Source organism: Bartonella tribocorum CIP 105476 (genome assembly GCF_000196435.1).
Lineage (GTDB): Bacteria > Pseudomonadota > Alphaproteobacteria > Rhizobiales > Rhizobiaceae > Bartonella > Bartonella tribocorum.
The window spans coordinates 934,631-948,933 of record NC_010161.1 but is presented as its reverse complement, the minus strand read 5'-3'; the positions used below and the strand labels follow the sequence as shown (position 1 = coordinate 948,933).

Annotated in this window: 10 protein-coding genes and 1 tRNA gene; 2 read left to right on the top strand and 9 right to left on the bottom strand. The window is 36.9% G+C overall.

Going from position 1 to position 14,303, the window contains the following annotated elements; all coding sequences use genetic code 11:
• Positions 1-88: 88 nt before the first annotated feature.
• Positions 89-919, top strand: coding sequence for a TrmH family RNA methyltransferase (locus BTR_RS04205; protein WP_012231456.1), 831 nt, complete (start codon positions 89-91; stop codon positions 917-919).
• On the opposite strand, the gene BTR_RS04200 is transcribed toward BTR_RS04205, so the two are convergent.
• The 6 genes from BTR_RS04200 to BTR_RS04175 form a co-directional block, all read right to left on the bottom strand.
• Entirely contained in the window at positions 916-1,647 is a 732-nt protein-coding gene (locus BTR_RS04200; protein ID WP_012231454.1) for a rhomboid family intramembrane serine protease, read from the bottom strand. The two genes, BTR_RS04205 and BTR_RS04200, sit on opposite strands and share 4 nt — an antisense overlap.
• Before the next feature lie 1,224 nt (positions 1,648-2,871).
• Positions 2,872-3,288, bottom strand: a complete 417-nt coding sequence (locus BTR_RS04195) for a DUF2155 domain-containing protein (protein ID WP_012231452.1) — start codon at positions 3,286-3,288, stop codon at positions 2,872-2,874.
• Between the two features lie 85 nt (positions 3,289-3,373).
• Positions 3,374-3,772 (bottom strand): NADH:ubiquinone oxidoreductase subunit NDUFA12, encoded by a 399-nt coding sequence (locus tag BTR_RS04190; RefSeq protein WP_012231450.1) that lies wholly within the window; start codon positions 3,770-3,772, stop codon positions 3,374-3,376.
• A 180-nt stretch (positions 3,773-3,952) separates the two neighbouring features.
• Positions 3,953-5,452: an Asp-tRNA(Asn)/Glu-tRNA(Gln) amidotransferase subunit GatB gene (gatB, locus tag BTR_RS04185; protein WP_012231448.1), complete on the bottom strand. Its 1,500-nt coding sequence runs from the start codon at positions 5,450-5,452 to the stop codon at positions 3,953-3,955.
• Positions 5,453-5,577: 125 nt separating this feature from the next.
• Positions 5,578-7,005, bottom strand: a complete 1,428-nt coding sequence (tig, locus tag BTR_RS04180) for a trigger factor (protein WP_012231446.1) — start codon at positions 7,003-7,005, stop codon at positions 5,578-5,580.
• Positions 7,006-7,139: 134 nt separating this feature from the next.
• Positions 7,140-7,222 (bottom strand) — tRNA-Leu (locus BTR_RS04175).
• 168 nt (positions 7,223-7,390) lie between these two features.
• On the opposite strand from BTR_RS04175, the gene trmFO reads away from it, so the two are divergent.
• Positions 7,391-8,815 (top strand): methylenetetrahydrofolate--tRNA-(uracil(54)-C(5))-methyltransferase (FADH(2)-oxidizing) TrmFO, encoded by a 1,425-nt coding sequence (gene trmFO, locus BTR_RS04170; protein ID WP_012231445.1) that lies wholly within the window; start codon positions 7,391-7,393, stop codon positions 8,813-8,815.
• 998 nt (positions 8,816-9,813) lie between these two features.
• On the opposite strand, the gene BTR_RS04165 is transcribed toward trmFO, so the two are convergent.
• The 3 genes from BTR_RS04165 to clpX form a co-directional block, all read right to left on the bottom strand.
• The gene (locus BTR_RS04165) at positions 9,814-10,092 is read right to left on the bottom strand and encodes an HU family DNA-binding protein (protein WP_012231443.1); all 279 of its coding nucleotides are present in this window, start codon (positions 10,090-10,092) and stop codon (positions 9,814-9,816) included.
• A gap of 231 nt (positions 10,093-10,323) precedes the next feature.
• Positions 10,324-12,750 (bottom strand): endopeptidase La, encoded by a 2,427-nt coding sequence (gene lon, locus BTR_RS04160; protein WP_012231441.1) that lies wholly within the window; start codon positions 12,748-12,750, stop codon positions 10,324-10,326.
• A gap of 184 nt (positions 12,751-12,934) precedes the next feature.
• Positions 12,935-14,209 (bottom strand): ATP-dependent Clp protease ATP-binding subunit ClpX, encoded by a 1,275-nt coding sequence (clpX, locus tag BTR_RS04155; RefSeq protein ID WP_012231439.1) that lies wholly within the window; start codon positions 14,207-14,209, stop codon positions 12,935-12,937.
• Positions 14,210-14,303: the final 94 nt, after the last annotated feature.

The following is a 14,303-nucleotide window of genomic DNA, read 5'->3' as shown; positions in this document are numbered from 1 at the left end:
ATACAATTCTGTACAAATTTCCTGCTCATATCTTTAAATCATAGATTTTTTCTAGCACTTTTTATTATTAAAACGCTATAAAGAGGTTATGAAAGAAAAAACATCACAAAATTCTCATTATGCTCGTTTACGTCGCCGGTATCGCGATACAAAAGCTTCCTCCTCTCGATCTTCTAAAAACATGAAGAAGAAAACCGCTTCTTTACAGCAAGGGATAATCCATCTTTATGGCATTCATTCCGTTCAGGCTGCTTTAAAAAACCCAAAAAGAATTTTTAAATGTCTTTACGTTACACAAAATGCCTTAAAACGATTAAATATGTCCGAATCAGATTATCCTTGCCCTGTTACATTATGCACCCCCAAATATCTTGATTCGCTGGTTGGAAGTGAGGCAGTTCATCAAGGAATTGTTTTGGAAACTTCTCCTCTCAAACCATGCAAACTATCGGAACTCACCAATACTGATCTGGTCATTGTCATGGATCAAATTACTGATCCACATAATGTTGGTGCTATTATGCGCTCTGCCGTTGCATTTAAAGCTAAGGCACTTATTACCACTTGCCGTCACTCGCCCCACGAAAGTGGCGTTCTTGCGAAAGCAGCATCAGGAGCTCTGGAAATGATTCATTATATTACCGTACGAAACCTCGCTGAAACTCTTCAAGAAATCCACCAAACAGGTTTTACAAGCTTTGGACTCGATTCAGAAGGGGATCAACCTCTAGAAACAACATTAACAGGGAGTAAAATTGCTCTTGTTTTAGGAGCAGAAGGTAAAGGCTTACGAAAAAAAACACGTGAAACCGTTTGCGCTCTAGCACGCCTTGACATGCCTGGAAATATTAAATCATTAAATGTTTCAAACGCAGCAACAATAGCGCTTTATGTGGCGCATAAATATCTTAGATTCTAGTTTTTAATTTTTTGTGAAACATCAAAAAAGCCAACCAACAAAAAACCCGCTAAAAACCCACCAATATGCGCTTCCCATGCTATTGAGAGACCATTTTCTTCAAACAGAACGGAAGAAATACCTATGATAAAATCAGCCGCCAGCCATACACTTATATAAATAAGTACGGCCTTGGAACAAAGGGCTTTTTTGATGGATAATAAAGTCCCCAAAGGTTTTTCGTTCTGCGCATTGACACCTAAATAGCTGCTAGGAAAACCGTAACGTGCAATAGCTCCCATCATTCCAGATACGGAACCTGATGCCCCAACAAGTGATATGATACTTTCTTGATGAAATGTAAAATAAGTCAAAACAGAAATAATTGCCGTTAACACCCAAAAAACTAAAAAACATAAAACACCAAAATGTCTTACTAAAGGAGAGCCAAAAACCAAAAGCCAAATCATATTAAGAGCAACATGTTTAAAACTACCATGCATAAATGAATAACTCACCATGGTATAAAAAAATGCAATAGGATCCGTCTTAAACAATGCTGGTGTAAATGAAAAAAACTCAAGGCTTTTAATATAAAGCTGATGAGAAAAAAAATACTGCGGAATGCAATAAAGACAAAAACAAAATGCGATCAAAACAACAATGATAAGTGGAACATTCAATAAAGGTTCTTTAGGTTGTCTCGGCATTTGCGAAATATTCTTATATTGATGACGAGAAACTTTCATTATATAAAATCTCTTATTTTTTAGGATAATTGGTTCTTCTTTACGCAAAATAAAGATACCATACCCAATGATATGGAATCTTTTAACGCCTCTTCGACGCCACCTTTTTAAATCTTCAATAGCTCACCGTAAAAACATGTGTCTCTTATACAAAAGATTTTGAAAAGCATGGATAATCAAAAATATGATTTACAAAATAAATGATCCCCTGCTTATTGAAATGTGAAGTTTTTCAATGTAATATACAAGAGCTTATGAATAAACAAACTCACTTATAAAGTACTCTATCACAAAAATGTAAAATACATAAATGTTGCTTTTTGTCAGAGATATACCAATTTTTGCATTTTTTTAATCACGCTACACTTCAATTGAAACTTTAAATAATCTTAGATATCAGTTTTTTCAAAAACAGAGTTTGAATTTCTTCTACTTTTTGAATAAAAAAAACTCCATGAGAATAAAGGTCCGCTCAAGACATTTGTTTGCTCTTGATATCATCATTGGTTTTCATAAATTATGTATTTGACATTCTGTTTTCTCATAAAGTCAATTTTTTGATTTATAATGGTAACTTAGTTTTATTCCTACTGCGTTAGAGCTTTAAATATCGTAAGATTCTCTCATCTCAAGCCTATTTATATTGAAGCAATCAAAACCATTCACTTGTACGCTACGAACGAGAAAAGCTGCACAAAAGAGGAATAAGAATGTCTCTTATGAAAAGTTTTTAAGTGCTCAGGACAGGTTAGCAATATTGGGAGTTGGCAGAGTATGTGCTGGTGTTTGCTTCCTCCTTCACAAGTGTAAAGGTAGAGAATACTCAATGGATTTATCATTATACCATTCTTGGGCATCATTGCGGAATGAATATAATGAGTCCTAAGAGAGACCTCTTTAAAATACACCCGTAAATATGCCTTTCATTTCTACCTCTAACAGATATACTTAAGAATTGTCTCCTATGGAACACTCGAAAAAAATAATACGTTGATTTGCATAGTGCATCCTTGGATTTAAACGGCTCATGAGAGAAACTTTCATTCCTTTCTTAAACAGTAATATCCACACGTCCTCCATTTGTAACGTGCAAGAAAATAGTTTTAATCTTTCAATATAAGAAGGTTTGAAATGAAAAAATCATAGAAATCCGAACCTCTCATTCAAATTATAAAATGATAAATCCTCATTATAAATCGATGTATTACAAATAATAACACACTATTACTGAAGAGGTAGATTTTGAGAATTCTGCTTGCAATCTTTTAACCACACATCATAAATAGGATGCTCAACAGCGTTCAAACCAGGACTATCTGCAAACATCCATCCTGTAAAAATACGCCGTATTTTTTTATCTAATGTTACTTCGTTGACTTCAACAAAACCTGTTGTACGCGTTGGTTCATCTTTAGAGCTCGTATAACAAGCACGGGGTGTTACCTGTAATGCACCGTACTGATAAACTTCACCAAGAGAAACCTCAAAACGTGTCGTCCGCCCCGTAATTTTATCAAGACCTGCAAAAACAGCAATTCCATTGCTAATACGCTCTGCCCGCCCCCCACTATTTAAGGATAAAAACACTAAAATTCCTATTAAAAAAATATGTATCCTTAACAATAAAAAAAACCTCACCATATCAAAACCAATCGCACCTTAAAAATAACTTTTGTTACAACGTAGAGCCAAACAAAACAAAAATACACGCGCCCATTAAAACATTTTATTTTTTAGGTGACCACGCATCATAATCTTCATGCACACAAGGAGGCTCATCATTGTAAGGAATAGCCCCCTTTGGTCGATAAGCCTTACTTGTTCCTGTCATATTTGCGACATGAGGCTTTTCCCATTCATAGGGATGATAATCTTCCTGGGTTGGTGGACACTCAAAACGATGATGAATCCAGCCATGCCAACCTGGTGGAATAGTAGATGCTTCAGAATAATCTTTATAAATAACCCAACGGTGCGGATAACCATCCTTATGAAGCCCCCCCTCATAATATATATTTCCAAATTGATCTTCCCCTATTCGCTTACCTTTGCGCCATGTAAAAAAACGTGTACCGATAGTATTACCACTCCACCAAGTAAAGATTTGCTTTAAAAAACGCGCCATTCTCTATTCCATTTCTTCAGTATGTTGATGAAACCAATCGTCGGTATACAATTGTTAATGCGTAAAATACAGAAAAAGCAACTGGTAAACTCATCTACAAATCCAATTTATAGGATAACTTGCTCCCTCTTAATTTCAAGAAAATATCATATTTATGGATTGTTCTCCACCCCATAAAGTTTAATCTATGCCAAGTTTCATCTTAACTAATTCATTAACAGTTTGAGGATTTGCTTTACCACCTGTTGCTTTCATGACCTGCCCAACAAACCAACCTGCTAAAGCAGGTTTTTGCTTTGCCTGCGCAACTTTATCAGCATTATTGGCAACAATCTCATCAACAGCTCTTTCAATAGCCTTTGTATCTGTTACCTGTTTCATACTGCGCTCTTCTACAATTTGACGCGGATCTCCCCCCTCATTCCAAACAATCTCAAAAAGATCTTTGGCAATTTTTCCAGAAATTGTTCCCTCTTTTATAAGATCAATAATGCTTCCCAACTGATTTGGAGAGACTGGTGACTCTTCAATTTCACGATTATCTTTATTTAAAGCCCCTAAGAGATCATTAATCACCCAATTGGCAACTATTTTTCCATCACGCCCATACGCTACTTCTTCAAAATAATCAGCAATAGCTTTTTCTGTCACAAGAATGGAAGCATCATACACTGTCAATCCCATTTCCTTAACAAAACGTGCTTTTATCGCATCAGGCAATTCTGGTAAATCCGCCGCCAAAGAATCCACAAATGCTTGATCAAATTCTAATGGTAAAAGATCAGGATCAGGGAAATAACGATAGTCATGCGCTTCCTCCTTTGAGCGCATAGAGCGGGTTTCTCCTTTAGTGGCATCAAAAAGCCGAGTTTCTTGCTCTATGACGCCGCCATCTTCTAAAATTGCAATCTGACGGCGCGCTTCATATTCAATCGCTTGACCAATAAAACGAATAGAATTAACATTTTTGATTTCACAACGCGTTCCAAAATCTTCGCCAGGACGACGAACAGACACATTGACATCTGCACGCATAGAACCTTCATCCATATTGCCATCGCAGGTCCCTAAATAACGAACAATCGTACGCAATTTTGTCATGTAAGCTTTGGCTTCATCTGATGAGCGCATATCAGGTTTGGAAACAATTTCCATAAGAGCAACACCAGAGCGATTAAGATCCACGAAAGACATTGTTGGATGTTGATCATGCATCGATTTTCCAGCATCTTGTTCAAGATGTAATCTTTCAATTCCTACTTCGATATCTTCAAATTGACCATTCGAATCTGGACCAACAGATATGATAATCTTCCCCTCTCCTACAATGGGATAGTGAAACTGAGAAATTTGATATCCCTGCGGTAAATCTGGATAAAAATAATTTTTACGATCAAAAACAGATTTTAAATTAATACGCGCTTTTAATCCCAAACCTGTTCGAACTGCTTGACGAACACATTCTTCATTCAGAACGGGCAACATCCCTGGCATAGCCGCATCAATAAGTGATACATGATTGTTCGGTTCTGCACCGAATTTGGCTGATGCTCCTGAAAAAAGTTTCGAATTTGATATGATTTGCGCATGAACCTCCATGCCAATGATGACTTCCCAATCACCTGTAACGCCAGAAATAAAATGCTTAGAATCAGGAGTACGCGTATCAATGATGCTCATTGCCAATCCACTACAAAAATTTCAAATATACTCATGGTTTATCTAAAACCATTCACACGGCAAGCCTAAGGTATAAATCTCACAACAAGCCCGATAGAATCAGGCTTGTTCTATTTGTGTAAAGATTAAGCTTTTTTAGGAGCCTTTTTCTTAGCTGATGTTTTCTCTGCAGACTTTTCTTTCACTGCAGATTTTTTCTTTGCAGGCTTTTCTTCAGGGACATCTGTTTCGTCATATTCTTTCATCAACTCTTCAATCGTCACTTCTTTATCTGTGACTTTTATCTGTGCTAACAAATAATCAATGACCTTTTCTTCAAAAATCGGAGCACGTAGATTTTCAACAGCTTCCGGTGTCTTCCGGAAAAAATCCATAATCTCTTTTTCTTGTCCAGGATACTGACGAACTTGCTCAAAAACGGCTGCTTTTAGCTCATCTTCATTAACTTTAACACCAACCTTCATTCCAATTTCAGAAAGCACCAAACCAAGACGAACACGACGTTGCGCAAGGACATGATATTCCTCCCGTGCCTTTTCTTCTGTAACACCCTCGTCCTCAAAACTACGTCCAGCCTTTTTCAAATCATCATTAACCTGAGCCCATATATTATTGAACTCAATTTCTAAAAGTCCCTCAGGAATCTCAAAATTATAATCAGCATCTAAAGCATCAAGAATTTGACGCTTAACTTTTTGACGTGTCATTGAACCATATTGGCTTTCAATCTGCCCACGAACAACCTCACGCAAGCGATCTAGAGATTCTAAACCGACTTTTTTCGCCGCCTCATCATCAATTTTCAATTCATCTGGTCTAAAGACAGCTTTGACAGTAATGTCAAACTCTGCTTCCCGCCCTGCCAAATGTACCGCACTATAATTATCAGGAAATTTAACAGAAATCGTTTTTGCATCTCCCGCTTTTACACCAACCAATTGCTCTTCAAAACCAGGAATAAATTGTTTTGATCCAAGAATCAGTTGCGCATCATTATCGGCCCCACCTTCAAATGGAACCCCCTCAAGCTTACCCAGATAATCTATGGTAACACGATCACCTTCTTCAGAAGATCCCTCTTTTAGGGAATAATTACGCGTAGAAGAAAGAACACGATTGACTTGCTCATCAATATCCTTTTCAGGAATAGCTGCAATTTCACGAATAACTTCAATATGTTCAAAAGCTTTAATTTCAATTTTTGGTAAGACCTCATACTTTAAACTAAAAGTAAAATCGGCTTTTCCATCTAGAATTTTTTCATCTTCATCGATATCAATTTTCGGCTGCATCGCTGGACGTTCATTCCGGTCCGCTAAAATAGAACGTGGCGCATCATTAAGTATCTCATTGAGAATCTCTGCCATAAAAGATTTACCATACATTTTTCGCAAATGCCCACCCGGCACTTTACCGGGACGAAAACCATTAAGTCTGACCTTACCCTTGGTATCATCCAATCGTTCATTCAACTTTTCTTCTAAATCTTTCGCTGGAACCACGATCTTAATTTCGCGCTTCAGTCCTTCATTAAGCGTCTCGGTAACCTGCATTAAACACCTTCATTTTTCTAAGGAGAGGGATAACCCCACTCTAATCATCATTACATTCTAACACTTCAAGTGTTACATTACCATGAAGCGGAATTCCAGACACGTAGAAATCCGTAGCACTTAAGGGATTGCTTTGGTGCGGATGGAGGGACTCGAACCCCCACGGTCTCCCGCCAGAACCTAAATCTGGTGCGTCTACCAATTTCGCCACATCCGCTCAAACTTAGTAAGCTAATAACCTTATACAAGCGGTGTTTCTATACCATTAATTATAGAAAAAAAGCAAACAAATATATTAAAAAAACGCAATACACGTCATTCTTACAAAGAACAAAAACAAAATCTATGCTTTTCATACACAGCGGCTTACGCTAATAAGACAACTATGTTAAAAACATTTGATACTCCAATTCATATTATCGGTGGCGGTCTTGCAGGGTGTGAAGCAAGCTGGCAAATCGCTCAATCAGGAATTCCTGTTATTTTGCATGAAATGCGTCCCCAAAAAAAATCAGACGCCCATAAAACCGATAAATTGGCAGAATTGGTTTGTTCAAACTCCTTTCGCTGTGATGATTCATCAACAAATGCCGTAGGACTTTTACATGCTGAAATGCGATTAGCAAAATCGTTAATTATGAAAGCTGCTGATGCTAATAAAGTTCCGGCTGGGAGTGCTCTTGCTGTTGATCGTGATGGATTTTCAAAAACCGTGACATCCGCACTTGAAAACCATTCGCTTATAACGATTAAACGCGAAGAAGTTCAAGAGATTTCTAAAGATTGGAAACATGTTATCGTTGCAACGGGCCCCCTTACCTCACCTGCATTTGCTCAAGAATTAAAAGCAATAACCGGTATAAAAGCTCTTTCTTTTTTTGATGCTATTGCACCTATTATCCACACTGATAGTATTGATATGAATATTTGTTGGTATCAGTCTCGCTACGATAAAATTGGTCCTGAGGGAACAGGGAAAGATTATCTTAATTGTCCTCTCAACAAAGAACAATATGAAACATTCGTTGAAGCACTAAAAAACGCAGAAAAAACAGAGTTTCGTGACTTTGAAAAAACGCCCTATTTTGATGGATGCCTCCCCATTGAAATTATGGCTGAGCGCGGACTTGAAACTTTAAGACATGGACCGATGAAACCTATGGGCTTAACCAATGCCTATAACCCCACCGTAAAACCCTATGCTGTTGTTCAATTACGCCAAGATAATAAACTCGGAACGCTTTACAATATGGTCGGCTTTCAAACAAAACTGAAATATGGTGAACAAGTCCGCATTTTTAGAATGATTCCCGGTCTTGAAAAAGCAGAATTTGCACGTCTTGGCGGACTTCACCGCAATACCTATCTCAACTCTCCAATCATTCTTGATCAGACTCTTCGTTTAAAACAAAAAAAACAACTACGCTTTGCAGGACAAATTACCGGATGTGAAGGTTATGTAGAATCAGCGGCTATAGGGCTTCTTGCTGGACGTTTTGCCGCTGCCGAATATCATCATAACTGTCCTTGCCTCCCCCCACAAACCACAGCATTCGGAGCTCTGTTGAATCATATTACAGGAGGGCATATTATAGATGAAGAAGCAGAAAGACCGTCTTTTCAACCAATGAATATCAATTTTGGACTCTTTCCCCCTATTTCTCCTATTAGATATTCGGGAAAGCGCTTGCCAAGTAAAGAAAAAAAATTAGCAAAAAAACAAGCTATAACAGCGAGAGCTCTCAATGATTGTATTCAGTGGTTAGCAGATAAAGAATCCAAGAGCTCCTGTTTATCAAAAAACACATGATTCGCCTCTCATCTACTGAATAGATTCCTATCACTTTCGTGAAAAAATCATTCTAAAACCTTGTAAACTACTATCTCAATCAATAGACGCTGTTCTACATTTCATCATTTATTCAATAATGTAAAAGATATGAAATAATTTAAATATAATTCAGATGTATAAAATAATTATCTCAATATATTAAAAAATAAATGGCAAAAGTAAACAAATAATACTGTATTTTTATTACTATTAATATTTTTATACTCTATATATTATTTCAATAGGGATTTTTATCTCTTTTTATTTCATTTCTTAATATTAATAAGACTCTCTGATTTTAACTTTTGTGTAATGAAGAAAAAATATTCGCTTGCATAGCACAAAGAGACTAAAAATAGGACCCCAAAATATTTAAGACAGAGCTGAATATATCTTTTCCCACTCAAGTGTTAAGAAAAATCACAATATTGAAATGATGATACCACTTTGTAAACTTACAATACATTGATTTATAATAATAATTTATCTCTTTTGATGCTCTACCTCAAATGACGAAAGTTAGTCGCAGCATTATAGAAACTAAGAAGAATAGTATGATGGTGTCAACGTTCACCTCTATTAAGCGAGAAAATGGTGATTTATGTAGATTTTATTTTTTCGCAGAGTTTTTTCCTTACACCATTTATAGGTAGATACTGTTCTGAACAGACACTTTAGCTCTTCCGCATAATAAAAGTTAATGCAGCACTTTATAAACCATACAATGCCTCACCATTATTAAAGTGAAATATTTATTGAAAAGGCTAAAAATTATACATTTCAAGCTTATGATATTTTAAGCAATTTTTACAATCATTTGCAAAAGCATTAGCAATTCATGAACTGAGAAAAAGAGTACAAAGACTCAAAATTTTTTATATGAAAAACGTATACAAAATGTCTGTATATCTGTCTAAAAAATACCTGTAAAAAAACCCGCTTATAAATAAACCGGGTTTTTTTTAATGTTGTTTAAATTATTTTTTATTAACTGCTTCTTTAAGGCTTTTTCCTGCTGAAAATTTAGGTACAGAACGTGCTGGAATATCGATTTCAGCACCAGTTGAAGGATTACGCCCCTTTGTCGCAGCACGATGAGAAACTTCAAAAGAGCCAAAACCTGGAAGACGAACATCGCCCCCTGAAGCTAAAGCTTCTGTTACAGAAGCCATAAAAGCGTCAACAACAGCACCAGCTTGCGCTTTCGAAACACCTGCCTTTTCAGCAACGGAACTAACCAATTCACTTTTATTCATGAAATATTTCCTTTTCCTATATTACCTGACAACATGACCTAATCATGTTATTGGTTAGTTTATTGAAAAGTACAGCAAACAGAAGTCTTATTTTTATCCAAAACATTGTTTTTTTAGCAATAATCACAGTTATTCACGGAATTTTTCACTTTTTTCAACAAAAAATAAAATAATAATCACGACAACATCCTCTCCTCTCTAAAAATGCCGATAATAAATGAGATGAGTGAATCAGTGCGCAATCTGTATTCCTTCACTATCACTGCTCTCTGACCGGATAGGAACAGCTACTGTAGAAGGTTCTTTCCACTCAATAGTGTCAGGAGAATGAACCAAAGCGTGTTTCAAAACTTCACTCACATGATTTACCGGAATAATTTCCATGTTATTTTTGACATCATCAGGAATATCAACCAAATCTTTTGCGTTTTCTTCCGGAATAAGGACTTTTTTTATTCCTCCTCGAAGAGCAGCTAGAAGTTTTTCTTTTAATCCACCAATTGGTAAAACACGTCCACGTAAAGTAATTTCACCCGTCATTGCAATATCTTTATGCACAGCTATCCCTGTAAGAACTGAAACAATTGCTGTCACCATTGCAATTCCAGCAGATGGACCATCTTTCGGTGTCGCCCCCTCTGGAACATGAACATGGATATCGCGTTTTTCAAAAAGTGGAGGTTCAATACCAAAATCAACAGCACGCGAACGTACATAAGATGCTGCCGCGGAAATAGACTCTTTCATAATATCGCGCAAATTTCCCGTTACAGTCATCTTGCCTTTGCCGGGCATCATCACACCTTCAATAGTCAATAGCTCTCCACCAACTTCTGTCCAAGCAAGACCTGTCACAACACCAATATGATTTTCTCCTTCAATCTGATTATAATGATAACGTTTAACACCCAAGAAATCATTGAGATTATTTTCTGTGACTTTTACAGATTTTTGGTGCGTTTTGAGAATTTTTGTAACAGATTTACGGGCAATTTTCATGAGTTCACGCTCAAGATTACGAACCCCTGCTTCACGTGTGTAAAACTGAATAATCGACCTTAGTGCTCCATCAGAAATGCTAAGTTCTTTTTTAGATAAACAGTGATCTTTGAGTGCCTTTGGTAAAAGATGCTGCTTAACAATTTCCATTTTTTCACATTCAGTATAACCAGCAATACGAATAATTTCCATTCGATCCATTAACGGACTTGGAATATTAAGCGTATTGGCAGTTGTGATAAACATGACATCAGAAAGATCATATTCAACTTCCAAATAGTGGTCAATGAATGTACCATTTTGTTCAGGATCAAGAACTTCTAATAAAGCAGAGGAAGGATCTCCACGAAAATCTTGTCCCATTTTATCAATTTCATCAAGCAAAAAAAGTGGATTAGACTTTTTTGCTTTTTTCATAGACTGAATAATTTTTCCAGGCATCGAACCAATATATGTTCGGCGATGTCCGCGAATTTCTGCTTCATCCCGTACACCTCCCAACGAGATACGAACATATTCACGCCCCGTCGCCTTGGCAATAGAGCGCGCTAATGATGTTTTTCCAACACCAGGAGGACCTAACAAACAAATAATGGGACCTTTTATCTTTGATGCGCGACTTTGCACCGCCAAATATTCAATAATTCTCTCCTTAACTTTTTCAAGACCGAAATGTTCATTATTCATGATCTTTTCAGCAAAATCTAAATTATTTTTAATCTTAGATTTTTTACCCCAAGGCATTGCTAATAACCAATCAAGATAGTTCCGCACAACTGTCGCTTCTGCAGACATAGGAGACATATTCCGTAATTTTCTCAATTCTGCTCCAGCTTTTTCCTGTGCTTCCTTGGAAAGTTTTGTACTCTTAATACGGTCTTCTAGTTCAGAGAGCTCATCGCGACTATCATCTCCTGATCCTAACTCTTTTTGAATAGCCTTCATCTGCTCATTGAGATAATATTCCCGTTGGTTTTTTTCCATTTGCCGTTTAACATGGGAACGAATGCGTTTTTCAACCTGCAAAACAGAAATTTCTCCTTCCATGAAAGAAAGAACACGTTCAAGACGGGCACGTACAGGTAAGAGCTCTAATATTTCCTGTTTTTCTGAAAGTTTAATCATCAAATGAGAGGCAATTGTATCAGCAAGCTTAGAAGGATTATCAATCTGGCTAATCGCATTGACAACTTCAGGAGAGATTTTTTTATTAAGCTTTACATAATTTTCAAAATAAGCAATCACCGACCTTGAAAGAGCTTCAATCTCAACATCACTCTCTCTAAGTTCTTCTGTAACAGTCGCAAAAGCCTGATGATAATCTTCACTTAAAGAAAATTGACTAATTTTTGCACGTGCAGTCCCTTCAACCAAAACCTTTACAGTGCCATCAGGAAGTTTTAAAAGCTGGAGAATATTCGCAAATGTACCAATATGATAAATATCTTCTGATTTTGGATCATCATCAGAAGCGTTTTTTTGTGTCACCAAGAGTATTTGCTTATCAACCGCCATCGTTTCTTCAAGAGCACGAATCGATTTTTCACGCCCCACAAAAAGTGGAACAATCATATGGGGGAAGACAACAATATCACGAAGAGGCAAAACAGCATAAACCCCATCTCTTACTTCATCTGTCTTTTCATCAATATATTGCATAACTCTCCTTTCTGGAGCCTATGAGCTATCTACAACACCAAACCCACCCTTAGAAAACCTCAGCTCTCCACAATAAATGAAGTGGTAATTGCTAACACATAAATCAAGCATTATAACGATATTATTAGAAACGCCCATTAAATACCGTTCATGAACAACTTTTTATATTGTATATCGCACAATGTCATGCTGATACATTTTCTTTATCTTCTGCACGTTCTGAGTAAATATAAAGAGGACGCGCTTTTTCATCAACGACATCGCTCGAAATAACCACTTTTTGAACACCTTCAAGAGCCGGTAGTTCAAACATCGTCTCAAGAAGAATCTTCTCCATAATAGAACGTAAACCACGTGCACCAGTTTTACGTTCAATGGCTTTCTTCGCAATAGCACGTAAAGCATCTTCATGAAATGCTAACTCAACATTTTCCATTTCAAAAAGACGCTGATATTGCTTTACTAATGCATTTTTAGGTTGTGATAAAATTTGCATGAGAGCGTTAACGTCTAAATCCTCTAAGGTAGCCACTATAGGAAGACGCCCAATAAATTCTGGTATTAAACCAAACTTTATAAGGTCTTCAGGTTCTAAATCACGAAAAATTTCACCAACACAACGTTCATCAGGGGCCTTAACAGTCGCAGAAAAACCAATAGAAGTTTTTTCACCACGCCCTGAAATAATCCGCTCTAAACCTGCAAAAGCTCCCCCACAAATGAATAGAATATTTGTGGTATCAACCTGAAGAAACTCCTGTTGCGGATGTTTGCGTCCACCTTGTGGAGGAACAGAAGCAATCGTTCCTTCCATAATTTTTAATAATGCTTGCTGAACCCCTTCTCCAGAAACATCTCTTGTAATAGAAGGATTGTCAGCTTTACGAGAAATCTTATCAACCTCATCGATATAAACAATACCACGCTGCGCACGTTCAACATTATAATCTGCCGCTTGCAGAAGCTTTAAAATAATATTTTCAACATCTTCCCCTACATAACCGGCTTCAGTCAAAGTGGTGGCATCCGCCATCGTAAAAGGGACATCAATAATACGTGCCAATGTTTGTGCGAGATAAGTTTTACCACAGCCTGTTGGACCAACAAGAAGAATATTTGATTTAGCCAACTCAATATCATTGCTTTTAGACTGATGCGCTAACCGTTTATAATGATTATGCACTGCAACAGAAAGAACACGCTTTGCATGCTGCTGACCAATAACATAATCATCAAGAACTGCTATAATTTCCTGTGGAGTAGGAACACCATCACGCACCTTAACCCCAGAAGACTTATTTTCCTCCCGAATAATATCCATGCAAAGCTCTACACATTCATCACAGATAAATACAGTAGGCCCTGCAATAAGCTTACGCACCTCATGCTGACTCTTGCCGCAGAACGAGCAATAGAGAGTATTTTTTGATTCGTTCCCGCTATTGCTAATTTTGCTCATTTTTCTTTCCTTTCACCACGATATATGAATACTTCGCCTTTTCAAAGAAAGCTTTTCATCATGAAAACTAAAAGACATATAGAAAACCATGAAT